Below are 25,471 nucleotides of genomic sequence, written 5' to 3'. Positions count from 1 at the left end.
ACGACGAACCGGGACCTGCTACCGGGCACTCCGGTGTCTACCCGGACGGGACTCCCACCCGCGAGCCTGGACCAGCTTGCAGGACGCAACATGACTCCAGCCTACTCACCTGTGGTGATGCCCGAACCGTATTGCTCGATGCGGAACAGGCTTTGGACGCGGCCACCCTGCCCTCCGGAGGATGGAGGCACATCCACTCACCACCCTGGAAGGGCTGCACCATGCGCGTATTCGTCACGGGCGCGACCGGTTTCATCGGCTCTGCGGTCGTCCGCGAACTCCTCGACGCCGGGCACCGGGTCACGGGGCTGGCCCGCTCCGGCGCCTCCGCCGAGGCGCTGCGGGCCGCCGGAGCCGAGGTGCGCCGCGGGGACCTCGCCGACCCGGCAGGTCTCGCGGAGGGGGCGGCCGCGGCCGACGCCGTCGCCCACCTCGCCTTCATCCACGACTTCTCGGCAACGTTCGACTTCGCCGCCGCGTGCGCGGCCGACCTGCGGGCCGTCGAGGCGATCGGGGCGGCGCTGGAGGGCTCGGACAAGCCCTTCGTGATGTCCTCCGGCACGGCGCTGCTGCAGCCGGGCAGGTTCAACACCGAGGAGGACACGGCCCCGCCGGAGTCGTTCGGGGCGGTCCGCGCGCGCAACGAGGACGCGGCCGTCGCGCTGGCCGACCGCGGGGTCAGGTCGGCGGCCGTCCGGTTCTCCCCGACCGTGCACGGCCGGGGGGACAAGGGCTTCGTCTCGATGCTGATCGCCACCGCCCGCGAGAAGGGCTTCGCGGCGTACGTAGGTGACGGCGCCAACCGCTGGCCCGCCGTGCACCGCACGGACGCGGCCCGTGTGGTCCGCCTCGCCGTGGAGTCGGCGCCCGCGGGCACCCGGCTGCACGCCGTGGGCGAGGAGGGCGTCCCGTTCCGGGACATCGCCGCCGTCATCGGCCGCCACCTGGACGTCCCGGTCAGGAGCATCACCGCCGAGGAGGCGCCCGCCCACTTCGGCTGGCTGGCCCACGTCGTAGGCCTCGACGTACCGGCCTCGAACACACTGACCCGCAAGTGGCTCGGCTGGGAGCCGACGGGCCCCGGCCTGATCGAGGACCTGGAGGAAGGGCACTACTTCACCGCGTGACGGCCCGCGCCCGCTCCGCAGGCTCCCCGCCACCGCCCGCAACGCGCCAAAAGCCACGCGGCGAGCCTTGGACTGGCAGCACGACATCCTCGGCATGACCAAGAGCCCGGCCCCCAGGCCCGATCCTGAGGCGCACACCTCCCAGCGCATCTTGCACCTGCACGGAGAGCTTCAACGTCGCAGCGACACACCTGTCAGGTCCATCGAATCTTCTCGACCGTTCATTCCAGCAGAACTGAACGATCGGGGGTGAGCGGGCCTTGTCGCCTGCCCCGCCACCGTCGCCCCGAACGCCAGCGCCATGCCCGCGAGTTGGACCGGGGTGAGCGCCTGGCCGAGGGCCGCCCAGCCGACCACGGCCGCGGTCAGCGGGGAGAGCGGGCCGAGGAAGGTGACCTGGGTGGCGGTGAGGCGGCCGATGCCGCGGAACCAGAGCCAGTAGGCGATGGCCGTGTTGGCGAGGGCGAGGCAGAGGTAGCCGCCGATGGCGCGGGTGTCCAGGGCGGGCGGGGCGCCCTCGACGAGGAGGGCGAGCGGGGCGATGAGCAGCCCGCCGGCCGTCAACTGCCACCCGGTGAGGGCGAGCGGGCCCACCCCCTCGGGGCGCCCCCACTTCTTGGTCAGCACCGTGCCGGTGGACATCGACGCGGACGAGGCGAGGGCGGCCAGCACACCGACGGGGTCGAGCGCTCCGGCCGCCTTCAGTACGACGAGGCTGACGCCGAACGCCGCCACGACCCCGGCGGCCAGCGCCCGCCCCGTCGGCCGCTGCCCCAGCAGCAGCGCCGACAGCCCGACCACGAACAGCGGCCCGACCGAGCCGACGACGGCCGCCATGCCGCCGGGCAGCCGGTACGCGGACAGGAACAGCAGCGGGAAGAAGGCACCGATGTTCAGCGCACCGAGCACGGCCGCCTTCCACCACCAGGCACCGCGCGGCAGCACCCGGGTGACGGCCAGCAGAAGCAGACCGGCGGGCAGGGCTCGCGCCAGCGCGGTGAACAGGGGACGGTCGGCCGGGAGGAACTGCGTGGCGACGGCGTAGGTGGTGCCCCAGGAGACGGGGGCGAGGGCGGTGAGCAGGACGGTCGCGGTCCGTTTCATGACCGGGTTCCTTCGGGGTGGCGGGAGGTGAGGGTCGGGGCTTCCTCGGAGTCACGGGAAGCGAGCGGGGAGGTCCTGCGTACGACGGTCTCCGCGACCGGCCGTACCGCGTCGGCCGGCAGCCGGCGTTCCGTGCGGATCAGCAGGGCGGCCGCCAGCGCCGAGGTGAGGATCAGGACCGCCCAGGGCGCCCGGCCGTCCACCGCGAGCAGCGCCGTGAACAGCGAGGGCGCCACGGCCTTCGCCAGCGACCAGGACATCTGATAAGCCGCCAGGTAGCGGCCGCGCACGGCCTCGGGTGCCGCCGACACGGCGAGGACCTCGGCGGCGGGACTGTGGATCAGCTCACCGAGCGTGTAGACGACGACCACGGCGACCAGGGCCCCGCCCAGCACCGGCCCGGACTCCGGCCGCACGGTGCCCAGCGCGATCAGCCCGAGGAACGCCACCGCGAACAGGCTCCCACCCAGCGCCGCCGCCCGGGTTCGCCGTGCACCGGCCCTGCGCACCCGTCCGCCGACGTACACCCCGGCCGCCGCGCACAGCACCGTGTTGATCGTGAACGCGGCACCGGTGAGCGCCGCGGGCCCGTGCAGCCACTCCACGAGGAACAGCGGGAAGAGCACGGGCAGGGCCGAATAGCTCAGCGCGTTCAGGAAGTTGGCGCCGGTGACGACCAGGAAGGGCCGGTCGGCGAACACGAGCCGGTAGCCGGCCCCGGCCGGCCGGACCGCCGTACCGTCGGCGGCGGGCAACGGCCGCAGCGGCTTCAGCAGCAGCGCGGCGAGGGCGAAGGACAGGGCGTTGCCCCAGGCCGCGTAGGTGTAGCCGGCGGGTCCGGCGAAGGCGATGACCAGGGTGGCCAGCAGGGCACCGGCGCCGTAGCCGCCGTTCTGCAGCGCCCGGGTGGCGGCCTGCAGCCGGTCCCGCGCGGCACCCCGCGCCACCTCGCCGAGCAGCGAGGACTGCACGGCGGGGAAGGCGCGGTCGGCCGCGGCGGTGACCAGCGCGACCGCGGCGAAGGCGGCGAGGGAGCCGGCGAAGGGGTAGACGGCGAAGCCGGCGGCACGCACCCCGTACAGCGCGAGCTGCACGGGCCGCGCGCCGAACCGGTCGACGGCTGCTCCTGCCAGCGGCAGGGCGGCGAGGCCGACGAGCCCGGTCACGGTCAGCACCAGCCCGACGGTGGTGAAGGAGAGGCCGGTGACGTAGTGGAAGAAGACCAGCGTGAAGGGCACGTACATGCCCGTGCCGACGCCGTTGACGGCGGCGGCGACGGGCAGGGCCCACTGGCCGGGTATGCGGTCCGGTTTCTCCACGGTCGACCTCTCGGAGTCGGAAGGGGATGCGGCTCGGCGACGAGCGCAAGGGAGCCTGGCGATGATTAGCTTGGCAGTGATTAGCTTAGCGCCAAGCAACTTTCCGTCAAGCTACTTTCTTGCGAGTGACTCTGTGCTTGCGGATACTCGGGGCATGAGTGCACAGCGCAAGGACGCCGTCGACGCGATCATCGAGCAGTGGGCGGGGGTGCGACCGGACCTCGACACCAGGGCGATGGAGGTCTTCGGGCGGATCTACCGCCTCTCCCGCACCATGGGCGACCGCATGGAGAAGGCGTACGCCCCGCACGGCATCTCACGCGGCGAGTTCGACGTGCTGGCGACCCTGCGCCGCTCCGGGGAGCCGTACACCCTCTCGCCGCGCCAGCTCTCGGCGACCCTGATGCTCACCACGGGCGGCATGACCGGCCGCCTGGACAAACTGGAACGCGCCGGTCTGCTGCGCCGCTCCCCCGACCCGCACGACCGCCGGGCCCTCCAGGTGACGCTCACCGAGAAGGGGCTCACGGTCATCGACGAGGCGGTCGGCGCGGGCCTCGCCGTCCAGACGGAGGCCCTGGCCACCATGAACGACGAGCAGGCCGGCCAACTGGCCGACCTGCTCCGGCAATTGCTGGCGGGGACACTGGAGGCCGGGCACTAGCCCACGTACCGGGCCACCGCTTCCTCGATGCGCCCCGCGTCCGCCGAGTCCGCCGCCCAGGCCACATACCCGTCGGGGCGGACCAGGACGGTGGTGCGCCGATCGCTCGCCCAACGCTCGACGGCCAGCCGGTCCTTGCGGGCTCCCCGGCCCTTGTAGGCCTCGGGAGTGATCAGCACGAACCTGCCGCCGCGCAGGGCCTCGTAGAGGCGGCCGCCCTTGAGGGCGACGTCCGGGACGCGGGTGCCGGTGAGGCGGTGGGCGCCGCGGGGGGCGGGGTAGCGGTAGCCGATGCCGGTGATCTGGCCGACCGCCCTGCGCCGGGCCGGGGCCACGGTGTCCAGGAAGGCGGTGAGCGCGGCACGCAGCCCCAGTTCCCAGGGACGCTTGGCCATCGCCAGGCGGACGATGCCGCCGCTGCTGCGCAGCACGGCCTCACCGACGGGGTGGCGCTCGGCCTGGTAGCTGTCGAGGAGGGCCGCGTCCGAGTGGCCCTGGACGACGGCGGCCAGCTTCCAGCTCAGGTTGGCCGCGTCCTGCAGGCCGGTATTCATGCCCTGACCGCCGGCCGGGGTGTGGACGTGCGCGGCGTCCCCGGCGAGGAAGACGCGTCCCACCCGGTAGGCGGGGGCCTGGCGTTCGTCACTGTGGAAGCGGGACATCCAGCGGGCGTCGTGCATGCCGTAGTCGCGGCCGAGGGCGAGCCGGGTGACCTCCTTGACCTCGTCGAGGTCGAGGGGCTCGCTGTCGGGGACGTTGCGGGCGCGGTTCCAGGCGATCACGCGGTGGTAGCCGTCGCCGAAGGGCGCGAGGAAGGCGAAGGCGTCGCCGACCGCGTTGACGGTCAGCAGGTTCTCGGGCTCCTCGGCGAGGCGTACGTCCGCGAGGACGACGGAACGGATGGCGGAGCGGCCGGGGAAGGGCAGCCCGATCGCGTCGCGGACGGCGCTGCGCATGCCGTCGGTGCCGACCACGTACGCGGCCCGGAGACTGTCGGCGGCCCCGCCGGGCCCGCGGACCTCGACCGTCACGCCGTCCGCGTCCTGCGCGAGCCCGGTCAGCTCGGTCTCGTGGCGGAAGTCCACGCCGGCCTCGACGGCGCGCCGCTCCAGGGCCTTCTCCACCTCGTACTGCGGGATGACGAGGAGGTGGTTGAAGCGGGAGGGGAGCGTGGAGAGTTCGATGGTGAGGCGGCCGAAGAGGCGGAGGCTGTCGAGGGGGCGGCCGATGGCCTCCAGACCGTCGGCGAGACCGCGGGCGTCGAGTTGCTCGAGGGTGCGGGCGTGCAGGACGAAGGCGCGGGAGAGATTGCTGATCCTGTGCGGGCGCTTTTCGAGGAGGGTGACGGGGACGCCGGCGGTGGCGAGGTCGCCGGCGAGCAGGAGACCGGCGGGGCCCGAGCCGACGACGATCACGGAGTGCTGAGCCTTCATGAGGACCTCCCTGTTGCCAACGCTTGTTTGCCAACATGTGTTTGCCAACGCTTGTTGACGAGCGTAGGGCGGCCGGGCGAGGGAAGTCAACACTTGTTGGCCAACACGCGTTGGCCTAAGCTTGATGATGTGAAAGTCAGCGACAGCAGCAGCACGGCTCCCGGCTCCGGCGGCACCCGCCGCCGCTCGGAGACCACCCGTAACGCCATCCTCGTCGCGGCCCGCGAACGCTTCGCGGCCGACGGCTACGAACGGGCCACCATCCGTGCCATCGCGCGGGACGCGGGCATCGACCCGTCGATGGTGATGCGCTACTACGGCAACAAGGAGGGCCTGTTCGCGGCGGCCGTCTCCATCGATCTGAGAATGCCGGACATGGCAGCGCTACCTCGGGAGGAGGTCGGCTGGCGGCTCGTCGCGCACTTCCTCGGCATGTGGGAGGAGAACGAGGTGCTGACGGCGCTGCTCCGGGTCGGGGCGACCAACGGGGCCGGGGCCGAGCGGATGCAGGAGATCTTCCGGGACCAGATGATGCCGGTCGCCTACGCGGTGTGCCCCGACCCCCAGCAGGCCCCCGCGCGGGCCGCGCTCGCCGCGGCGCAGCTGCTCGGGCTGGCGCTCACCCGCTACGTCCTGCGGTTCCCGCCGACCGTGGCACTGCCCCCCGAGGAGATCACGGCGTGGCTCGCACCCACCCTGCAGCGGTATCTGACGGCCCCGAGCCCGTGAGAACACAGCGGGGGCGTCGGCCTCACCGTACGTACGGTGAGGCCGACGCCCCCGGGAAACGTGAGGTCAGGCCTTCGCCTTGGCCTTCGGCTGACGGTCCTTGGACTTGTCCAGCGCCATCACCAGGCCCGCGATGACCGCGAACAGGGCCAGGGGGGCCAGGACGTAGAGGCCCAGCGTCTCGCCGACGCTCAGGCCGTGGCCGGGGTCGTCGCCGTCGTCGCGGATCAGCGCGGAGGCGGGGGACGACATGAGCAGCATCATCAGCGTCGTACCGGCGGCCAGGGCGCCGGCGCGCAGGGCGTTCTTCTTGTCCACGCTGTCAAAAGTATCGAACGACGATTGGGGCCGCGCGTCCGGGGGGTGCTCTACGAGATCGGCCCTCTCCTCATCCCGGCCGTACGGTCCGCAGTACGTCGATCAGGGCATGCAGCCGCGGCGATCCGGCCAGTTCCTCCAGCGTCACCGGACGGCCCTCCGCGTCCGCGATCGGCAGTCGCCAGTTCGGATACTGGTCCCAGGTGCCGGGGAGGTTCTGCGGGCGGCGGTCCCCGACCGTGTCGGGGAGCCAGATGCCGATCATGCGGGACGGGGTGCACAGCAGGAAGCGGTGGACCGCCTGGATCTCGGCCTCCTCCTCCGACGCGCCGTGCGCGCCGCCGGTGCCGTGCAGCAGGCCGAGGCGGACGAGCAGGCCCAGCCACTCCCCCGTGTCGTGGGCCGCCTCCGCACGCTCCTCCTCCAGCGGGCGGGTCAACAGGCCGAGGCGGTCGCGGAGTTCGACGTGTTCGCCGGTGAGACGGGCGGCGGTGGGCGGCAGGTCGTGGGTGGTGGCGGTGGCGAGGCAGTCGGCGCGCCAGGCCTCCGGCGGCAGCGGCTGTCCGTCGCCCTCCCAGTCCCGCTCGAACCACAGCACCGAGGTGCCGAGCACCCCGCGCTCGCGCAGCGTCTCCCGCACCCCCGGCTCGACCGTGCCCAGGTCCTCGCCGATGACGACCGCCCCGGCGCGCGAGGCCTCCAGCACGAGGATCGCGAGCATGGCCTCGGCGTCGTAACGGACGTAGGTGCCCTCCGTGGGCGGGTGGCCCTGGGGCACCCACCAGAGGCGGAACAGGCCCATCACGTGGTCGATGCGCAGGGCGCCGGCGTAGCGGAAGAGGGCCTTCAGCAGGCGGCGGTAGGGCGCGTAGCCGGACTCGGCGAGGCGGTCCGGTCTCCAGGGCGGCAGGCCCCAGTCCTGGCCGCGCGCGTTGAAGGCGTCCGGCGGGGCGCCCACCGACATCCCGGCGGCGAAGTACTCCTGCTGCGCCCAGGCGTCGGCGCCGCCGGGGTGCACCCCGACCGCCAGGTCGTGCACGATCCCCACCGGCATCCCGGCCTCGCGTGCGGCACGCTGGGCGTCGGTGAGCTGGGCGTCGGTGAGCCAGGCGAGACGGGAGTGGAAGTCGACGCGGTCCATCAGCTCCCCGCGGGCGCGGGCGGTTTCGGCCGAGCGCGGGTCCTGGAGCGGTGCGGGCCAGCGGCTCCAGTCGGAGCCGTGCACCTCGGCGAGGGCGTACCAGGTGGCGTGGTCCTCCAGGGCCTCGCCCTGCTCGGCGAGGAAGTCGACGTACGCGGCGCGTCGGCCGGGCCCGAGCTCCACCTCGCGGATCAGCTCCAGCGCCTCCCGCTTGAGCTCCCACACGGCGTCCCGGTCGATCAGCGCGCCCTTCTCCAGCACGGCCTCGCGCAGTTCGGCGGCGCGCCCGAGCAGCGCCCGTACCCGCTCCCGGTCCTCGACATGGGCGTATTCGGGGATGTCCTCGACGCGCAGATGCACGGGGTCGGGGAAGCGGCGGGAGGAGGGGCGGTACGGGGAGGGGTCGGTGGGCGCGCCGGGCACGGCCGCGTGCAGCGGGTTGACCTGCACGAATCCCGCGCCGAGCGTACGTCCGGCCCAGGCGGTGAGCTCGGCGAGGTCACCGAGGTCGCCCATGCCCCAGGAGCGCCGGGAGAGCAGGGAGTAGAGCTGGACGAGCAGGCCGTACGAGCGTGCGGTGGGGGTGGGGAGCCGGGGCGGGGCGACGACGAGGTGGGCCTCGGCGCTGCGGCCGTCGGGTGCGGTGGCCGTCAGCCGGTGGACGCCGGGCGGGAGTTGCTCGGCAGAGGCGCGCGTCTCGCCCTGCTCGGTCTCGATGCGCAGCCGGGTGCCGGCCGGGAGGGCTTCGAGGGCGGAGGAGGTGGCTCCGCTCCACAGGACCACCGTCGGCGGCAGCAGCCGCTCGGCGAGCTCCCGCTCCCGGGCGGCGAGCGCGGCACGGGTCAGTTCGTCGGTGCTCGCGTCGACGCCGAGGGCGGCGAGGGCGAGGGTGACTGCGGTGGCGGAGGCCGCGACCGTGCGGTCCGGGGAGGGGCTGTAGGAGGTGGCGACGCCGTGCAGTGCGGCGAGCCGGGACAGCTCCTCGGAGGGCGGGTCGGCCGACCCCTGCGCCGTCACTAGTGCCTCGGAGCGTCCGGCTCGGGGGCCACCGCCTCGCTGGTCAGGGGGGCGGCGTCGGCGAGTGGCGGCTCACTGGTGAGGGGCTCGGCCTCGGGCAGTGGCGGTTCGCTGGTCAGGGGGGTCTCGGCGCAGGCACCCTCCGCGCTGAAGACGCAGAAATGCGGCTCGGGATCGAGGGACGGCAGCTGCGCCACAGGTTTGGAGAGGGGGTAAGCCGGTGCGGCCACGGGGGCCTCCTTTTCGAGTACGGCGAGGTTGCGGGTCAACGCAGCCCTACCCACCGGACGCGGCGGCAGACGTACCGAAAGGGAGTACGTGCCTCTCCTCACATTCTGCGTCAGGTTCAAGGCGCTGCGACGGCCACTATTCACTCAGTACATGTACCGAGTGCATAATGATCGCCATGAGCACCCGCCACATCCTGCTGGGGCTGCTCGCTGCGGGGCCGAGCCATGGCTACGACCTGAAGCGACGGCACGACGAACGTTTCCCGCAGGCCCGTCCACTGGCCTACGGGCAGGTCTACACGACCTTGCAGCGCCTGGTCCGGGACGGCCTCGCGGAGGTCGAGGGCACCGACTCGGACGGCGGCCCGGAGCGGACCACGTACCGCTCGACCGAGGACGGGGCGCGTGAACTGGCCACCTGGGCCGGGGAGATCGCCCCGCCGGCTCCCTTCGTGACGAACGAGATCTTCGCCAAGGTCGTCGTCTCGATCCTCTCCGGCGGCGACGCGGACGCCTATCTGGCCGCCCAGCGCGCCGCACACATGCAACGGATGCGGGAGCTCACGGCGGTCAAGACGGCGCCCGGCGCCGATCTCGCGACCGTGCTCTCGGCCGACTACGCCCTCAACCACCTCGACGCCGACCTCCGCTGGATGACCACGACGGCGGCCCGGCTCACCACCCTGACCGCGGAGGTCGACGCAGCATGAACAACGGGGACAGCCCAGACAGCACGGTGCCGCTTCTGGCGGCCCGTGACCTCACCAAGGCGCACGGCAGGACCGAGGCGCTGCGCGGCGCCTCGGTGGAGCTGCGGGCCGGCGAGATCCTCGCCGTGACCGGCACCAGCGGCAGCGGGAAGTCCACGCTGCTGCACTGCCTGGCCGGCATCGTCCGCCCGGACGCGGGCTCGGTGACGTACGACGGGCAGCGGCTGGACCAGCTGCCTGAGAAGCGGCTGAGCGAGCTGCGCCGCAGCGACTTCGGGGTGGTGTTCCAGTTCGGACAGCTGATTCCGGAGCTGACGGTCCTGGACAACGTGGCGCTGCCGCTGATGCTCGCGGGCGCCGCCCGCAGGGACGCCCAGGCGGCGGCCGGCGAGTGGCTGGAGCGGTTCGGCGTACGGGGGCAGGAGGCGCTGCGGCCCGGTGAGCTGAGCGGCGGCCAGGCCCAGCGGGCGGCGCTCGCGCGGGCCTCGGTCACCGGCCCCAGGGTCGTCTTCGCCGACGAGCCGACCGGTGCGCTGGACTCCCTGTCGACCGAGCAGGTGATGACGCCCCTGGTCCATACGGCGCGCGAGGCGGGCACGGCGGTCCTGCTGATCACGCACGACGCCCAGGTCGCGGCCTACGCGGACCGCGAGGTCCGGCTGAGCGACGGGGCCGTGGTGGCGGCGGGGGTGACGGCGTGAGGGCGGATCTGCGGCTGGCCTGGCTGCTGACCCGGGGTTCGGACCGCCGCGAGGGATGGCGTGTTCTCCTCACCGCCGTCGGCGCGGCCCTGGCGACCGGGCTGGGGCTGGTGATCGCCGCGCTGCTGTCGCTGGACGGCCAACTCACCATGTCCGTGGGCGGCGGTCTGCTCGACCAGCCCGGCACCCGCATCGGGGTGGTCTTCGCGCTGCTGATGCTGTTCGTCCCGGTCCTCGGGTTTCTCGGCCAGTGCGCCCGGATCGGCGCGGTGCACCGGGACCGCAGGCTGGCCGCGCTGCGGCTGGCGGGGGCCGCACCCGCCCAGGTGCGGCGGATCGCGGCACTGGAGGCCGGGCTGGCATGTCTGGCGGGTTCGGCGGCGGCCACGGTGATCTCCGTGCCGACCCTGCTCCGGCTGTGGCACAGGCCCGCCCCCTGGCCTGGGTCGGCATGGCCGTGGTGGCGGTCGGGGTGCCGGTGCTGGGCGCGGCCGTGAGCGCTCTGGTGCTGCGTCGTGTGGTGGCCTCGCCGCTGGGGCGGATACGGCGGGTGCGGCCGGCCGAGGGTCCGGGGCGGATGTTCCGGGTGGCGACCGCGGCGCTTGCGCTGGCGGTGGTGTACATCGTGACCGTCCCCTTCTTCGATGACGTCCCGTTCGAGTTCGCGCTCGCCCCGCTCACCGTGTTCGCCGTGTGCCTGCTGGTCGGCGCGGTGGCGGTGTGGCTGACCGGGGCGTCGGCCCGGCAGCTGGGCGAGGGGCTCACCGCCCGCGCCAAGAGCCCCGCGGTACTGATCGCGGCGGGACGGCTGCGCGAGGACCCGTGGGCAGCGGCCCGCACCCATGCCGCGGTGCTGCTGGTGACGGTGGCGGCCTCGGGCTTCGCGGGCGTACGGCAGGTCATGCTGGTGCAGCTGCACTCCGCGCAGGCGCACTACGCCGAGGGGAACGGGTTCTACGAGAACGGTCTGAACCTGGCCGGCGCCGCGATCCTCGTCGCCCTCGCGCTTTTGCTGACCGCGCTCGCCGTGGGCACCGCCGAGTCCGTCGCCACCCGGCGACGGGGCCTGGCCGCACAGGCCGCCGCCGGGGTGCCGCACGGCGTACTGGCCCGGGCGCTGCTGCTGGAGACCGCGGTGCCGCTGGCGCCCGCGATCGCGGTGGCCGGCCTCGGCGGCACGGTGATCAGCTTCTGGTACGACTCGATCACCTCGGAGCCCCTGGCGCTGCCCGTGCCGTACGCCTCGCTCCTGGTCCCGCTCGCCGTCTACCCGGCCTGTCTGCTGGCGGCAGCCACCTCGCTGCCGCTGCTGCGCCGTTCGGTCCGCCCCGCGGAGCTGCGCTACGCATGACGGTCCGGCCCCGGGAGTACGGGGGGCTCCCGGGGCCGGACCCCTGTGACCGCAGGCCCCGTCACCAGGGGTGTGCGAAGGCCCGGATCGTCAGGCGGAAATGCCGTCGATCCGGGCCATGGCGTCCTCCGCGCCGTACGGCTGCAAGTACGGCAGCCAGCGCGGGTCCCTATGGCCGGTGCCGATGATCCGCCAGGCCAGACCGGAGGGTGGAGCGGGTTTGTGGCGCAGCCGCCAGCCGATCTCGAAGAGGTGTCGGTCGGCCTTCACGTGGTTGCAGCGGCGGCAGGACGCCACCACGTTGTCCCAGACGTGTTTGCCCCCGCGGCTGCGCGGGATGACGTGGTCGACGCTGGTTGCGACGCCACCGCAGTACATGCACCGGCCCCCGTCGCGCGCGAAGAGCGCCCTACGGGTCAGAGGAACGGGCCCCCGATAGGGAACCCGGACGAATCGCTTGAGCCGGACCACGCTGGGTGCGGGGACTGTGACGGTTGCGCTGTGCATGAAGGCGCCGGATTCCTCCAGGGAGACAGCTTTGTTCTCCAGGACGAGGATGAGCGCGCGGCGGAGCGGTACGACGCCGAGTGGCTCGTACGACGCGTTGAGGACCAGGACATGCGGCACGGATGCCTCCTTGGGCGTCGGCGGCGCGTGGCTCGCGCCGGGACGATCTGTAGTCAGTCTCCCCTCTTGCCTGGTGGAAGCGCCACCATGTCCCGGTAACGGGCTGGGAGTGTTTTCGACCACATCTGATTCATCCCCCGGAGGGGCATCGGTTTATCCCACCTGCTCAACCCGGGGTGAGCACGGTCTCTCCTCAGAAGATGGCAAGGATTCGCACACCATGCCCCGATAGTGTGGTGGGCCTGCCTCCCGGTGACCTTTTCGTGACCTTGACCGAGTTGACGTACGGGACGGCAGACCGTTGCACCTGGAGGTACCTGCCGTGTCCTTGCCCGCCGTCCTACTGGCCGCCGGTCCGTCGCCGTCGCCGACATCCTCGGAGTCGACGCCCTCGGCGGTCCGCACGTTCCAGGACGCCCAGCAGAGCGCGACCAACGCTGCCAGCTGGGTCGAGCAGAACTGGTCCACGTGGCTCGCGATCGGGCTCCGGGTCCTGCTGATCCTGGTGGTAGCCGGGGTGCTCAGAGCGGTCGTGCAGCGGGCGATCACCAAGCTGATAGACCGGATGACCCGCACCGCCGAGGCGGTCGACGGCACCTCGCTGGGCGGCCTGCTGGTCAACAACGAGCGCCGCCGCCAGCGTTCCCAGGCGATCGGCTCGGTGCTCCGCTCGGTGGCGTCCTTCGTGATCCTCGGCACCGCGGCCCTGATGGTCCTGGCCGCGTTCCAGATCAACCTGGCACCGCTGCTCGCCTCTGCCGGAGTCGCGGGTGTGGCGATCGGTTTCGGCGCCCGCAACCTGGTCACGGACTTCCTCTCCGGCGTCTTCATGATCCTGGAGGACCAGTACGGCGTCGGCGACACGATCGACGCGGGCGTCGCGTCCGGCGAGGTCATCGAGGTCGGCCTGCGCGTGACGAAGCTGCGCGGCGCGAGCGGCGAGATCTGGTACGTCCGCAACGGCGAGGTCAAGCGCATCGGCAATCTCTCCCAGGGCTGGGCGACGGCCGGCGTGGACGTGACCGTGAAGGCGAACGAGGACCTGGACCGGCTGAAGTCCACCCTCGACGAGGTCGCCGAGAAGATGAGCGCGGAGGAGCCCTGGAACGAGCTCCTGTGGAGCCCGATCGAAGTCCTCGGCCTGGACAGCGTGCTGCTGGACTCGATGGTGGTCCGGGTCTCCGCCAAGACGATGCCCGGCAAGTCCCTCACCGTCGAACGCGAGCTGCGCTGGCGCATCAAGCGCGCCTTCGACGCGGCGAACATCCGCATCGTGGGTGGCGCGACGGCCCCGGCCGACGAGGAGGAGGCCGCCGACCCGACGGCGGCGGTCGCGGCCCCGTCGGTGCTCTCCAACCCCGACTCCCCGCAGTCGGAGGCGACAACACCGCTCGTCCAGCAGCGGCAGCCGACCAAGTAGGCCGCACGACGGGTGGGGCACCCGCAGAGTTCCGGGCGTGCCCCACCTCTCAGATCAGATCGTCGTTGGGCTGATAGGTGCCGCCCTTTTTCTCTCTCAGAGTCGCGCGCACGCGCTCCAGCACCTGGGGGAAGTCCAGCGCGTCATTGGAGTCGACGGTGACGTCGGCGGCACTCGACACCCGGAGAGTGATCGACGAGCGATCACCGCTGGACACGATGATCTCCATCCGCCTCACGGTGTCGTATCGGGCGAAGGCCGCGACCTGCGATGGCCTCGGCGTGATGGAAATGCCCTCCCGGTACAGCGGCACCGACGCGGTGCGGACAGCCACCACATCCTTGTAGTGGTACTCATGCGTCTGCTCCGACTGCAGTTGGCCGCTGAACAGATCCAGCTCGCACCGGTAGATGGCCAACTGGTAATGAGTCGGGCAGATCACCATGAACTCGTATCGCGAATAGCGCATCCGGCCGTCGTCGCCGATGGCCATGCGGCAGGGGAACGCAGGGCCCCACACCATCAGTTGGTTGTCCCCCTGCCTGCGAGGTCCGCCCTGCGATCCGGCCTTGGCAGCGATGTCGTCGAAGCTCGCTCCGCCGGCTCCGGTGACGGCGCGGGGCGCCACCAGGTCATCGGCCGTGAGTCCGAGCTGCGGCAGCGACCGGTTCATGATCGAGAAGCTGTCCATGCCGATGAGCTGGTCGATGTCCGTGTCCGAGGGGCGTGGCACGGCCTGGGCATAGGCGGCGTCGTAGACACGCTTGGCGTTCCAGCCTTGGATCCCGACGATCGCGCCGGCCACCAGCATGACGAAACCCAGGACGGCAGCGCCCCCGCCCGCGGCGAAGAGCAGCACCAGGCCGAGAGCGGCACCGGGGCCGCCGAGCCACATCTTCAGCTGCGCGGCCTGCAGATCGGCCGGATTGGGCGGGTCGATGAAGTAGCGGGCGATCCACTGCGGCGGTGGACGCATGGGCGAGGTCACGTCAGTTCTCCCTGGATGTCGGGCGGCGCAGCCGGCGCTCGAGAAGGGACCGCGTCGGGCTCTCCGGCACGGGGACGTGCGCGAGGATCTCCCGGCCCCTGCTCGGGTCGACGAGTGAGACGAGACGGCGGGTATCGGCCGTGGGCGCGCTCGCCCGGCCGCTGCCTCGTACGAGGAGGCCGTCATTGATGATGAGCGCGAGCATCTTGGCGTGGTGGCAGTCGGGCTCGTCCATGGCCAGCCGGACAAGCCGCTCCATCAGGCCCTGGATCTGCCGTGCGCCGTAGCGGTCGGGATGGCGGCCCCGGAGCGCGGCGAGCACCAGCCGGAAGCGGGCGAGGACGTCACCGGGATTCACCTGGAGAACCTGCTTCAGGTGACCGATCGCACTGTCGTACTCCCGCGCTTCGAGCGCCGCCGCAGCGGCGGCCCGGTGGTCCACCGGCGGGGCGCCGAAGTTGAAGACGATGTCGGCGTTCTGGATCAGATCCGCCTGCTGGCGGTCGATGTCGAAGTCGGCCACGTCAGCTGAGCGGCAGCGCTGCGACGATCGCTTCGAGCGAGCCGACGACACCGGCCGCCGCCGCGACCCCGGCGAGAAGCTCGGCGGCCTTGGCCAGCGCGGCACGGATGCGGCCCGGTTGCGCGGCGGGGGAGGAAGCCTCCTCCAAGGCGCCGACGAGCTCTGCCGCCGCCCTGGCCGCGCGGTCGTCGCCCGTGGACTGCCCCTGCAGCTCCTCGATGAGCCGGGGCAGCGTCTGCGTCAGCTCTCCCGGTACGCCGCCGTGGTTGTGGATCACGTCGGCCTGCTGGATTGTGCCGCTCTGATGGTTGATATGGAAGGTCGCCACAGAAGCCCCCGAGATGTGAGAAACGCTCTCCGGCCAGACTAGGCCACCAACTCCCCTTGTCAGCATGACAATTGCAGACCCCGCACGACGAAACCGCGACTCCGATACAACATCCGGTCCACGCGTCTTGGCGGATAACGAGTTGATTGCCCACCGACGACGGTATTGACGCGTCCGGCCTCCCAGGCCTACGTTCCCTCCACAAGATAGGAAACTTTCCTAATAGTCATCGCCTCGGATGGACTTCCTCCCCGGGCCACTGAGAAGCTGGGCAGCTGAAAGGCAGGTGTCGACCCCATGGCAGGAACAGCCGGTACGCCGGGCACCCCGCGCGTCCTGCGCGCCATGAACGACCGCGCCGCCCTGGACCTCCTCCTGGAGCACGGCCCCCTGTCCCGTACCCGGATCGGCAAGCTCACCGGCCTCTCCAAGCCGACCGCCTCCCAGCTGCTCGCCCGCCTCGAAGCGGCCGGGCTCGTCCTCGCCACCGGCACCACCGAGGGACGCCCCGGCCCCAACGCCCAGCTGTACGAGGTCAATCCGGCCGCCGCGTACGCCGCCGGGCTCGACGTCACCCCCGAGCGCGTCCTCGCCGCCGTCGCCGACATCACCGGCCGCACGGTGGGCTCCTTCGAGCTCCCGACCCCGGGCAGGCGGCCCACCCAGCCCGTCGTCCGGCAGGTCACCGACGCCCTCGACGGTGCCGTGAAGGCCGCGGGGCTCGCCCGCGACGACATCCACCGGCTGGTCATCGGCACCCCCGGCGCCTTCGACCCCAACACCGGCCGCCTGCGCTACGCCTCCCACCTGCCCGGCTGGCACACCCCGGCCCTCCTCGACGAACTCGCCGCGGCCCTGCCGATGCCGGTGGAGTACGAGAACGACGTCAACCTCGCCGCCGTCGCCGAACAGCGACTGGGCGCGGCCCGCGGGCACGAGGACTTCGTGCTGCTCTGGAACGAGGGCGGCCTCGGTGCCGCCCTCGTTCTCGGCGGACGACTGCACCGCGGCTGGACCGGCGGCGCGGGAGAGGTGGGTTTCCTTCCTGTTCCCGGTGCGCCTCTGGTCCGGCATGTGACCAAGGCCAACAGTGGCGGCTACCAGGAGCTGGCCGGCTCCCAGGCCATCCCGCACCTCGCCGGTGAACTCGGCATCGGACAGATCCCCTCGGGACCGTACGCCGAGGTCGCCGCCGCCCTCGTCGAGCGGGCCGCCGCCGAGGACACCGTCCTGCATCGCAAGCTGCTGCAGACGTACGCGACCCGGCTGGCCACCGGTCTCGCCTCCCTCGTCTCCGTCCTCGACCCCGAACTCGTCGTCCTCAGCGGTGCCTCGCTGACCTCGGGCGGCGAGGTGCTGCGCGCCCTCGTCCAGGCCGAGCTGGAGGAGCTGGCGGCCTCCCGGCCCCGGCTCGTGGTCGGCGACGTCCGTGAACACCCCGTGCTGCGCGGCGCGCTGGAGAGCGCCCTCGCGACCACCCGCGACGAGGTCTTCGACACCTCCCGCTGACACCCCGTACGCACCGCGTACGGGCCCCGATACCCACCCCCGCCTTCCCTCACCATCCCTGCCCTGTCCCTGGGAGACCCTGCCATGCCCGGAATATCCCGGAAAGCGGCCTTCGCTCTCGCCGCCTCCGCCTCCCTCGCCCTGCTCGCCACCGCCTGTACCGGCCAGTCCTCCTCGAGCGCCGACGACGACGCCTCGAAGGACACGACCATCAACTTCTGGCACGCCTGGAGCGCGCCCAATGAAGTGAAGGCGGTCAACTCCCTGATCGCCGGCTTCGAGAAGGCACACCCCAACATCCATGTGAACGTCGTCGCCAACATGACCGACGACAAGATCAACCAGGCGCTGCGCACGGGCGGCGACAAGGCCCCGGACGTCATCTCCTCCTTCACCACCAACAACGTCGGAAAGTTCTGCTCGTCGGGTGCGCTGGTCGACCTCAACCCCTTCTTCAAGAAGGCCGGCATCGACCCGCAGACGACGTTCCCGAAGGCAATGAACGAGTACACCCAGTTCGACGGCAACCGCTGCGCGGCACCGCTGCTGGGTGACGCCTACGGGCTCTACTACAACAAGACGGCCTTCGCGAAGGCGGGCATCAAGACTCCGCCGAAGACCTGGTCCGAATTCGAGACCGACGCCAAGAAGCTGACCATCCCGGACGGCGACAGCTACAAGCAGCTCGGATTCATGCCGGACTACCACGGCTGGGAGACCACGACCGAGCACTACTTCGGCCAGTTCTCCCCGACGTACTTCGACAAGGCCGGCAAGTCGCAGCTCGCCACGGACCCCGCCTTCGAAGCCGGATTCAAACTCCAGAAGAAGCTCGTCGACGAACTCGGCGGCTTCACGAAACTGGAGACGTACCGCTCCAAGCTCGGCGACGAATGGGGCGCCAAGCACCCCTTCCACACCGGTCAGGTGGCCATGCAGCTGGACGGCGAGTGGCGTCTGGGAATGGCCCTGGACGCCAAGCCGAAATTCGACATCGGCGTGGCCCCGCTGCCCGTTCCCGACGACCAGGTGAGCCAGTACGGCAAGGGCTACATCACCGGCACCATCACCGGCATCTCCGCCGCCAGCCACAAGCAGAACGCGGCCTGGGAGCTGGTGAAGTACATGACCACGGACACGGACGCGGTGGTGAACTTCTCCAACGCCATCCACAACGTGCCCTCGACGCTGGCCGCCCTGAAGTCCCCGCAACTGAAGTACGACCCGCGCTTCAAGACGTTCCTGGACATCGCCGCGAACCCGGAATCGACCACCTCTCCGGCCTCCATCAACGGCGGCGTGTATCTCACGACGATCCAGAACTTCGGCTACGACTACGAGAGCGGAAAGGTCACCGACCTCAAGGCGGGCCTGAAGAAGACGGCCGCGCAGATCGACACGGACATAGCGCAGGCGAAGTAGTCCGACGATGAGCACCATCACCCTGGCGTCGAAGCGCCGCAGGTCGACGCTTCGGACTCTCGCCTTCATGTCGCCCTGGTTGATCGGCTTCGCGGTCTTCTTCGCGTATCCGCTGATCTCGACGGTCTATTTCTCCTTCATGCACTACGACGGCTTCAAAGCGCCGACGTGGAGCGGAACGAAGAACTGGACGTACGTCTTCGAGCACTACCCCTACTTCTGGCCGGCCCTGCGCAACACTCTGTGGCTGGTGGTGGTCACGGTGACCCTGCGCGTCCTCTTCGGACTGGGCATCGGCCTCCTCATCACGAAGATCAAGACCGGCACGGGTGCCTTCCGCACCCTCTTCTACCTGCCCTACCTGGCCCCGCCGGTGGCGGCCACGATGGCCTTCGCCTTCCTCCTCAACCCCGGTACCGGCCCGGTCAACTCGATCCTGGAGAAGATCGGCATCCCGGCCCCGGGCTGGTTCAACGACCCGAACTGGTCCAAACCGGCCCTCACTCTCCTCTTCCTGTGGGGCGTGGGCGACCTGATGGTCATCTTCATGGCCGCGCTGCTCGACGTACCGAAGGAGCAGTACGAGGCGGCCGAGCTGGACGGGGCCTCGGCGTGGCAGCGGTTCCGGTTCGTCACCATCCCGAACATCTCGCCGATCATCATGTTCGCGGTGGTCACGGGGGTGATCGCGGCGATGCAGTGCTACACCCAGCCGCTGGTCGCCGGAAAGGTCGCCTCGGGCGTGATCCAGGGCGCGGGCACCATGTTCGAGCCCGGATACCCCGAGAGGTCGACGCTCACCCTTCCCCAACTCGTCTACAACCTGGGCTTCCAGCGTTTCGACTACGGCTCGGCCTGTGTGGTCGCCCTCGTCCTGTTCGCCCTCTCCATGGCCTTCACCGCGTTCCTGATGCGGCGCCGCGGCGGACTCATCCAGGCAGGTGACTGACAGATGACCCAAGTACTGGACCGGCCGGTGGAATTGAAGACTCCGGCCTCCCCCGCCGAACGCACGGCCCGCCGCAAGGCAGTCCTGGAATGGATAGCGATCCACTCCCTCGGCATCGCCGCGGCCCTGTTCTTCACCCTCCCCTTCGTCTTCGTCTTCCTGACCTCGCTCATGAGCGACGACCAGGCCCTGAGCCGGGACCTGATCCCGCACACCTGGGAGTGGGCCAACTACCGCAAGGTCTTCGACACCCCGGGCTTTCTCACCTGGTGGAAGAACACCCTGATCTACGCCGGCGCCGGCACGGTCCTCGTGGTCCTGTCCTCGATCCCCGTGGCGTACGCGCTGGCCAAGTTCCGCTTCCGGGGCCGCAACCTCTCCCTGATGCTGGTGATCTCGATGATGATGCTGCCGCCCCAGGTGGTGGTCATCCCGATGTACCTGTTCTGGGCGAAGCAGCTGGATCTCTCCGGCACCCTGTGGCCACTGATCATCCCGCTCGCATTCGGGGACGCGTTCTCGATCTTCCTCCTTCGCCAGTTCCTGATGACGATCCCCAACGAGTACCTGGACGCGGCGAAGGTGGACGGCTGCGGAGACCTGCGCACCCTGCTGAAAGTCGTCCTCCCGATGGCGAAGCCCGGCATCGCCGCGGTGGCCCTCTTCCAGTTCTTCAACGCCTGGAACGACTACTTCGGCCCCCAGATCTACGCCTCGGAGAACCCGGCCGCCTGGACCCTCAGTTACGGCCTGGAGTCCTTCAAGGGCGCCCACCACACCGACTGGAACCTCACCATGGCCGCGACCGTGCTGGTCATGGCTCCCGTGATCCTCGTGTTCTTCTTCGCCCAGAAGGCGTTCGTAGAGGGCGTCACGCTGACCGGAGTGAAGGGTTAACCGTTCATGAAACTCACCGTGGTCGGCGGAGGCTCGACCTATACCCCCGAACTCATCGACGGCTTCGCCCGGCTGCGCGACACCCTGCCCGTCGAGGAACTGGTCCTCGTCGACCCGGCGCCCGAGCGCCTGGAACTGGTGGGGGGCCTGGCCCGCCGTATCTTCGCCAAACAGGGCCACAACGGCCGGATCGTGACGACCGACGACCTGGACGCCGGCGTGGACGGCGCCGACGCCGTGCTGCTGCAGTTGCGCGTGGGCGGGCAGGCGGCCCGTGAGCAGGACGAGACCTGGCCGCTGGAGTGCGGCTGCGTCGGCCAGGAGACCACCGGCGCGGGCGGCCTGGCCAAGGCACTGCGCACGGTCCCGGTGGTCCTCGACATCGCGGAACGGGTCCGCCGTACCAATCCGGGCGCCTGGATCGTCGACTTCACCAACCCGGTCGGCATCGTCACGCGCGCGTTGCTGCAGGCGGGCCACAAGGCGGTGGGCCTGTGCAACGTGGCCATCGGCTTCCAGCGGAAGTTCGCGGACCGGCTCGGCGTCGCACCGGCCGACGTCCACCTCGACCACGTGGGCCTCAACCACCTCACCTGGGAGACCGGTGTCCGCCTGGGCGGCCCCGAGGGCGAGAACGTCCTGCCCAAGCTGCTCGCCGAACACGGCGACGCGATCGCCGCTGACCTGCGGCTGCCGCGGGTCCTGCTCGACCGCCTGGGCGTCGTCCCGTCGTACTACCTGCGCTACTTCTACGCACACGACGAGGTCGTACGCGAACTGCGCACCAAGCCCTCCCGTGCCGCCGAAGTCGCCGAGATGGAACGGAACCTGCTCAAGATGTACGGCGATCCGACCCTCGACGAGAAGCCGGAGCTGCTTGCCAAGCGGGGCGGTGCCTACTACTCGGAGGCGGCGGTGGACCTGGCGGCCGCCCTGCTGGGCTCGGCGGGCAGCCCGTACCAGGTGGTGAACACCCTCAACCGGGGCACGCTGCCGTTCCTGCCGGACGACGCGGTGATCGAGGTGCAGGCGGCGGTGGGCCCGAAGGGGCCGCTCCCGCTGCCGGTACCGCCCGTCCACCCGCTGTACGCGGGCCTGATGGCGAACGTGACGGCGTACGAGGACCTGGCCCTGGAGGCGGCGCTGCGCGGCGGCCGCGACCGGGTGTTCAAGGCCCTCCTCGCCCACCCCCTCATCGGCCAGTACGAGTACGCGGAAACCCTCACCGACCGACTGATCGCACACAACCGGGAGCATCTCGCGTGGGCATGACCGCACGTGTCCTCGCCGTCGACGCGGGCAACAGCAAGACCGACGTCGCGGTCGTGGCGGCGGACGGAACCGTCCTCGCCACGGCCCGTGGCGGCGGGTTCCGGCCGCCCGTGGTGGGCGTGGAGGCGGCCGTCGACAAGGTCGCCGAGGCGGTGAAGCGGGCCTTCGCCGAGGCCGGGGTGAGCTCGGTGGACCACGTCTCCGCCTGTCTCGCCAACGCCGACTTCCCCTTCGAGGAGGAGCAGCTGGCGGCCGCGCTGCACGCGCGCGCGTGGGGCGCGGGCGTGGAGGTCCGCAACGACACCTTCGCCATCCTGCGCGCGGGCGTCACCGAGCCCCGGGGGGTCGCCGTCGTCTGCGGCGCGGGCATCAACTGCGTCGGCATGCGCCCCGACGGCCGCACCGCCCGCTTCCCCGCGCTCGGTCGCATCTCCGGCGACTGGGGCGGCGGCTGGGGCCTCGCCGAGGAGGCCCTGTGGCACGCGGCACGGGCGGAGGACGGCCGCGGCGAGCCCACAGCCCTCGCGCGCACCCTCCCGGCCCACTTCGGCCACGACACCATGCTCGCCCTCATCAAGGCCCTCCACCTGGAGCAGGTACCGGCCGCCCGCCGCCATGAACTGACCCCGGTCCTCTTCGCCACGGCGGCGCACGGCGACCCGGTCGCCCGCGCGATCGTCGACCGCCTGGCCGACGAGGTGGTGACCATGGCGACGGTGGCCCTGACCCGCCTCGACCTCCTGGAGGAGGAGACCCCGGTCCTCCTGGGCGGCGGCGTCCTGGCCGCCCGGCACCCCCAGCTCAACGACGGGATCAGGGACTTGCTGACCGCACGAGCTCCGAAGGCGGTGCCCCGGGTCGTGACGGCGAGTCCGGTGCTGGGGGCGGCACTGCTGGGCCTGGACAGGGTGGGCGCGGAAGCGGAGGTGCACGAGCGGGTGCGGGCACACTTCGAGCAACCCCGCAGCCCGTCCGGCGTTTGAGGACGAGGCCGTTCAGGCCGATGGCGGGGGCCTGGGGGCGGCAGCCTCCAGACGGAACCGAACTGATTCCCAAGACGTGTTCACGGGCAGGGGTGATACCGGATTCTGCAGCCGCCGGCAGGCGCCCCGTGCGAATGTCAGTCCCGGCGGCGATACTTGCTGTGACGGATGACCATGGGGGAGGTCAAAAGTGACACACCCGCCGAAGAGCAGTGCGGCAAGACCGGGCACCGCCGTGCCCACGATGCCGTCCGTACCGCCTCAGCCCGGCCGGCCCGTTCCCCCCACCCCGACGGGCCCGGCAGCCGTACCCGACGCCGTCTCCGCACGTCGTACGGCCTTCGCGGAGGGCGTCGACCGGCTGCGCGAGGCCGCGACCACGGAGCCCGGGCGGCTGCGCATCATCGGTGCGCTGCTCGCCCTGCTCGTCGTCGCGTTCGGTGCGGTCACCGCCTGGCAGATGACGGCACGGGCGACGGCCGCCGAGGACGTGCTCACCCGCAGCCAGCCGCTCAGCTCCGACGCGGCCGACATCTACCGCTCGCTCGCCGACGCCAACACGGCGGCGGCCAGCGGCTATCTCGCGGGCCCGCAGGAGAAGCCGGAGACGCGACAGCGGTACGAGGACGGCATCCGGACGGCCGCGGAGAAGCTGGTCACGGCCGCCTCCAGCTCGGACCCGGGGTCCGATTCGGCGAAGACCATCGCCGAGCTCAACAAGCTGCTGCCCCAGTACAAGGGCCTGGTCGAGACGGCCCGGGCCAACAACCGGCAGGGCTACCCGGTGGGCAGCGCCTATCTGCGGGCGGCGAACGAGCAGATGCAGCAGCAGATGCTGCCGAAGGCCGAGGCCCTGTACCAGAAGGAGAACCAGCGGCTGAGCTCCGACTACGCGGACGCGAAGTCGTTCCCGTGGGCGGCGATCGGTCTCGGTCTGCTCGTCCTCGGTGGGCTGGCCTGGGCGCAGCGCCGCAACTACCTGCGCACCAACCGGGTGTTGAACCACGGTTTGGTCACCGCCTCCGCCGCGTCCGTGGTGGTGCTGCTCTGGCTGGTCGTCGGCCACACGGTCGCCCGCTCGGGGCTGAACGACTCGTACAACCACGGCGTCCGCTCGCTGAACGTGCTGCACGACGCCCGTATCGCGTCCCTGACGGCCCGCAGCGACGAGAACCTCAGCCTGATCCGGCGCGGCGCGGACACCAAGGTCGTGGGCGGCAACCCGGTGGACGCCTACGCCGCGGGGTACGACGAGCAGATCGGCGAGCTGGCGGCGTCACTGACCAAGGCCGACGGTCTCGCGGACGACTCGGCGGGCCGCAAGCCCGTACAGGACGCGAACGGCTACATGAAGGCGTGGAAGGAACGGCACGGGGTCGCGCAGGGCCTGAACGACAAGGGCGAGTACACACAGGCCCGGGACAAGGTCATCGGCGTCGGCAAGGACCCGACGAGCGTGTGCTTCGACAATGTGGACATCGCTCTGGAGACGGCACTCGGCCATGGGCAGGCCGAGTTCAAGCGGGCCGCGGGCGACGGCCGGGACGCGCTGACCGGACTGCCGTACGGGGCCGCGGTCCTCGCTCTGCTCGGTGCGGCCGGCGCAGTGGTCGGCATCGGGCGCAGGCTGTCGGAGTACCGGTGAGAGGGGGCGTGACGATGGATGCACGGCGTCTGGCACAACGTCTGCGGACCGGCCTCCGGGGCTGGGGCGGGGTATGCGCGATGGCGGCCCTGTGCGCCCTGGCGTTGGCGTTCGCGCTGCTGCTGCCCCTGACCCAGTCGAGCGGCACGGACGACGCCGCGGGCAGCGGCGGCACGGGGGTCGCCCAGGGCCTGCAGGCCAGGGCGGCAGCCCAGTGCGACAACCCGCAGGACGGCAGTCTGTCGCCGTCGGGCGGTGACGGCAGCACACCGATCATCGACAGGATCAAGGCCCGCAAGGACCGCCGTCTGATCGTCGGCATCGACACCAACAGCTACCGCTGGGGCTATCTCAACCCGAACAACACCTCCGGTGCGCCGGAGGGCTTCGACATCGACCTCGTCCACCAGATCGCCAAGGACATCCTGGGCGACCCGGACGCGGTCTCGTTCAAGGCCATCCCGACCAGCCGCCGGATCAAGGCAATTCAGGACGACGAGGTCGACATGGTGGTGCGCACCATGACGATCAACTGCGACCGGATCAAGCAAGTCGCGTTCTCCGCGCCCTACTTCAGGACCGGACAGCAGGTCCTCGCCCCGCGGACCTCGGCGATCACGGGCTACAACAGCACCCTGGCCCACAAGAGGATCTGCTCGGCGGACAGTTCGACCGCCCTGGAGCGACTGCAGGGCGACAAGGCGAAGGGCACTCTCCCCACCGGCGCGGACATCGGGACGGTGGTCCCCAACCAGCTCGACTGCCTGGTGAAGTTGCAGCTCGGCGAGGTCGACGCGGTGGTCACGGACGGCGCGCTCGCCGCGAGCCAGGCCGCGCAGGATCCCACGGTGCAGCTCAAGGGCGGCCTGTTCACCGACGAGTACTACGGCGTGGCGATGAAGCTGGGCTCCCAGGATCTGATACGCCAGGTCAACCGGACCCTGCAGAACTACGTCAAGGACGGCGACTGGGCGGCCTCGTACGGGAAGTGGCTGCATCCGACCATGGATCAGGGCGGCGAGAAGTCGGCGTCGGCGACCCCTCCCGAAGCCCACTACAAGTGA

Annotated in this window: 24 protein-coding genes and 1 pseudogene; 15 read left to right on the top strand and 10 right to left on the bottom strand. The window is 71.1% G+C overall.

Annotation, left to right across the window (positions count from 1 at the left end; translation table 11 throughout):
• Positions 1-221 precede the first annotated feature (221 nt).
• A complete protein-coding gene (locus tag AB0N07_RS33995) occupies positions 222-1,127 on the top strand; it encodes an SDR family oxidoreductase (protein ID WP_365841766.1) in 906 nt (301 codons plus the stop codon).
• A 171-nt stretch (positions 1,128-1,298) separates the two neighbouring features.
• Here the strand turns inward: AB0N07_RS33995 and AB0N07_RS33990 are convergent, their stop codons facing one another.
• Positions 1,299-2,231, bottom strand: a complete 933-nt coding sequence (locus tag AB0N07_RS33990; protein WP_365841764.1) for an EamA family transporter — start codon at positions 2,229-2,231, stop codon at positions 1,299-1,301.
• Complete coding sequence (locus tag AB0N07_RS33985) at positions 2,228-3,550, bottom strand: MFS transporter (protein ID WP_365841762.1); 1,323 nt, start codon at positions 3,548-3,550, stop codon at positions 2,228-2,230. The genes AB0N07_RS33990 and AB0N07_RS33985 overlap by 4 nt, the downstream gene beginning before the upstream one ends.
• 154 nt (positions 3,551-3,704) lie before the next feature.
• Between AB0N07_RS33985 and AB0N07_RS33980 the strand changes: the two genes are divergently transcribed.
• Complete coding sequence (locus AB0N07_RS33980) at positions 3,705-4,214, top strand: MarR family transcriptional regulator (protein WP_365841760.1); 510 nt, start codon at positions 3,705-3,707, stop codon at positions 4,212-4,214.
• On the opposite strand, the gene AB0N07_RS33975 is transcribed toward AB0N07_RS33980, so the two are convergent.
• Positions 4,211-5,647 (bottom strand): FAD-dependent monooxygenase, encoded by a 1,437-nt coding sequence (locus tag AB0N07_RS33975; RefSeq protein WP_365841758.1) that lies wholly within the window; start codon positions 5,645-5,647, stop codon positions 4,211-4,213. The two genes, AB0N07_RS33980 and AB0N07_RS33975, sit on opposite strands and share 4 nt — an antisense overlap.
• Before the next feature lie 129 nt (positions 5,648-5,776).
• Here AB0N07_RS33975 and AB0N07_RS33970 point away from each other — a divergent pair, with 129 nt between their 5' ends.
• Positions 5,777-6,376 carry a TetR family transcriptional regulator gene (locus AB0N07_RS33970; RefSeq protein WP_365841756.1) on the top strand — a complete coding sequence of 200 codons (600 nt, stop codon included), beginning with the start codon at positions 5,777-5,779 and terminating at the stop codon, positions 6,374-6,376.
• 66 nt (positions 6,377-6,442) lie between these two features.
• Here the strand turns inward: AB0N07_RS33970 and AB0N07_RS33965 are convergent, their stop codons facing one another.
• The 3 genes from AB0N07_RS33965 to AB0N07_RS33955 form a co-directional block, all read right to left on the bottom strand.
• On the bottom strand, positions 6,443-6,694 hold the full coding sequence (locus AB0N07_RS33965) for a hypothetical protein (RefSeq protein ID WP_365841754.1): 252 nt from the start codon (positions 6,692-6,694) through the stop codon (positions 6,443-6,445).
• Positions 6,695-6,764: 70 nt separating this feature from the next.
• Positions 6,765-8,852: a 4-alpha-glucanotransferase gene (gene malQ, locus AB0N07_RS33960; RefSeq protein WP_365841752.1), complete on the bottom strand. Its 2,088-nt coding sequence runs from the start codon at positions 8,850-8,852 to the stop codon at positions 6,765-6,767.
• Entirely contained in the window at positions 8,852-9,049 is a 198-nt protein-coding gene (locus AB0N07_RS33955) for a hypothetical protein (RefSeq protein ID WP_351475249.1), read from the bottom strand. Before AB0N07_RS33955 ends, malQ begins: the two co-directional genes overlap by 1 nt.
• Positions 9,050-9,258: 209 nt before the next feature.
• On the opposite strand from AB0N07_RS33955, the gene AB0N07_RS33950 reads away from it, so the two are divergent.
• From AB0N07_RS33950 to AB0N07_RS33940, 3 genes and pseudogenes are all read left to right on the top strand, one after another.
• A complete protein-coding gene (locus tag AB0N07_RS33950) occupies positions 9,259-9,792 on the top strand; it encodes a PadR family transcriptional regulator (RefSeq protein ID WP_365841750.1) in 534 nt (177 codons plus the stop codon).
• Positions 9,789-10,493, top strand: coding sequence for an ATP-binding cassette domain-containing protein (locus AB0N07_RS33945; RefSeq protein ID WP_365841748.1), 705 nt, complete (start codon positions 9,789-9,791; stop codon positions 10,491-10,493). The genes AB0N07_RS33950 and AB0N07_RS33945 overlap by 4 nt, the downstream gene beginning before the upstream one ends.
• Positions 10,490-11,844, top strand: a pseudogene (locus tag AB0N07_RS33940) (ABC transporter permease). Before AB0N07_RS33945 ends, AB0N07_RS33940 begins: the two are co-directional and overlap by 4 nt.
• Before the next feature lie 90 nt (positions 11,845-11,934).
• On the opposite strand, the gene AB0N07_RS33935 reads toward AB0N07_RS33940, so the two are convergent.
• The gene (locus AB0N07_RS33935) at positions 11,935-12,471 is read right to left on the bottom strand and encodes an HNH endonuclease (protein WP_099928941.1); all 537 of its coding nucleotides are present in this window, start codon (positions 12,469-12,471) and stop codon (positions 11,935-11,937) included.
• A 322-nt stretch (positions 12,472-12,793) separates the two neighbouring features.
• Here AB0N07_RS33935 and AB0N07_RS33930 point away from each other — a divergent pair, with 322 nt between their 5' ends.
• Positions 12,794-13,891, top strand: a complete 1,098-nt coding sequence (locus AB0N07_RS33930) for a mechanosensitive ion channel family protein (protein ID WP_365841746.1) — start codon at positions 12,794-12,796, stop codon at positions 13,889-13,891.
• A 49-nt stretch (positions 13,892-13,940) separates the two neighbouring features.
• Here AB0N07_RS33930 and AB0N07_RS33925 read toward each other — a convergent pair whose 3' ends face one another.
• Genes AB0N07_RS33925 through AB0N07_RS33915 form a run of 3 tightly spaced genes read right to left on the bottom strand, consistent with a single transcriptional unit; the run spans position 13,941 to position 15,730 of the window.
• Positions 13,941-14,879, bottom strand: coding sequence for a hypothetical protein (locus AB0N07_RS33925; RefSeq protein ID WP_365841744.1), 939 nt, complete (start codon positions 14,877-14,879; stop codon positions 13,941-13,943).
• A 1-nt stretch (position 14,880) separates the two neighbouring features.
• Complete coding sequence (locus AB0N07_RS33920) at positions 14,881-15,402, bottom strand: hypothetical protein (RefSeq protein WP_365841742.1); 522 nt, start codon at positions 15,400-15,402, stop codon at positions 14,881-14,883.
• A 1-nt stretch (position 15,403) separates the two neighbouring features.
• Entirely contained in the window at positions 15,404-15,730 is a 327-nt protein-coding gene (locus tag AB0N07_RS33915; protein ID WP_365841740.1) for a hypothetical protein, read from the bottom strand.
• Between the two features lie 297 nt (positions 15,731-16,027).
• Here AB0N07_RS33915 and AB0N07_RS33910 point away from each other — a divergent pair, with 297 nt between their 5' ends.
• The 8 genes from AB0N07_RS33910 to AB0N07_RS33875 all read left to right on the top strand — a co-directional run bounded on the left by AB0N07_RS33910 (position 16,028) and on the right by AB0N07_RS33875 (position 25,471).
• Positions 16,028-17,239, top strand: a complete 1,212-nt coding sequence (locus tag AB0N07_RS33910) for an ROK family transcriptional regulator (RefSeq protein ID WP_351474823.1) — start codon at positions 16,028-16,030, stop codon at positions 17,237-17,239.
• 84 nt (positions 17,240-17,323) lie between these two features.
• Positions 17,324-18,661 (top strand): ABC transporter substrate-binding protein, encoded by a 1,338-nt coding sequence (locus AB0N07_RS33905; RefSeq protein WP_365841737.1) that lies wholly within the window; start codon positions 17,324-17,326, stop codon positions 18,659-18,661.
• A 7-nt stretch (positions 18,662-18,668) separates the two neighbouring features.
• Entirely contained in the window at positions 18,669-19,610 is a 942-nt protein-coding gene (locus tag AB0N07_RS33900; RefSeq protein WP_365841735.1) for a sugar ABC transporter permease, read from the top strand.
• 3 nt (positions 19,611-19,613) lie between these two features.
• On the top strand, positions 19,614-20,507 hold the full coding sequence (locus tag AB0N07_RS33895; protein ID WP_365841733.1) for a carbohydrate ABC transporter permease: 894 nt from the start codon (positions 19,614-19,616) through the stop codon (positions 20,505-20,507).
• A 6-nt stretch (positions 20,508-20,513) separates the two neighbouring features.
• A complete protein-coding gene (locus AB0N07_RS33890; protein ID WP_365841731.1) occupies positions 20,514-21,779 on the top strand; it encodes a 6-phospho-beta-glucosidase in 1,266 nt (421 codons plus the stop codon).
• Complete coding sequence (locus AB0N07_RS33885) at positions 21,770-22,762, top strand: BadF/BadG/BcrA/BcrD ATPase family protein (protein ID WP_365841729.1); 993 nt, start codon at positions 21,770-21,772, stop codon at positions 22,760-22,762. The genes AB0N07_RS33890 and AB0N07_RS33885 overlap by 10 nt, the downstream gene beginning before the upstream one ends.
• A gap of 190 nt (positions 22,763-22,952) precedes the next feature.
• Positions 22,953-24,407 carry a hypothetical protein gene (locus AB0N07_RS33880; protein ID WP_365841727.1) on the top strand — a complete coding sequence of 485 codons (1,455 nt, stop codon included), beginning with the start codon at positions 22,953-22,955 and terminating at the stop codon, positions 24,405-24,407.
• A 14-nt stretch (positions 24,408-24,421) separates the two neighbouring features.
• A complete protein-coding gene (locus AB0N07_RS33875; RefSeq protein WP_365841724.1) occupies positions 24,422-25,471 on the top strand; it encodes a glutamate ABC transporter substrate-binding protein in 1,050 nt (349 codons plus the stop codon).

Source organism: Streptomyces sp. NPDC051172, from assembly GCF_040682555.1.
Lineage (GTDB): Bacteria > Actinomycetota > Actinomycetes > Streptomycetales > Streptomycetaceae > Streptomyces.
The sequence above is the reverse complement of the archived record's forward strand: the minus strand, read 5'-3'. Positions and strand labels throughout refer to the sequence as shown.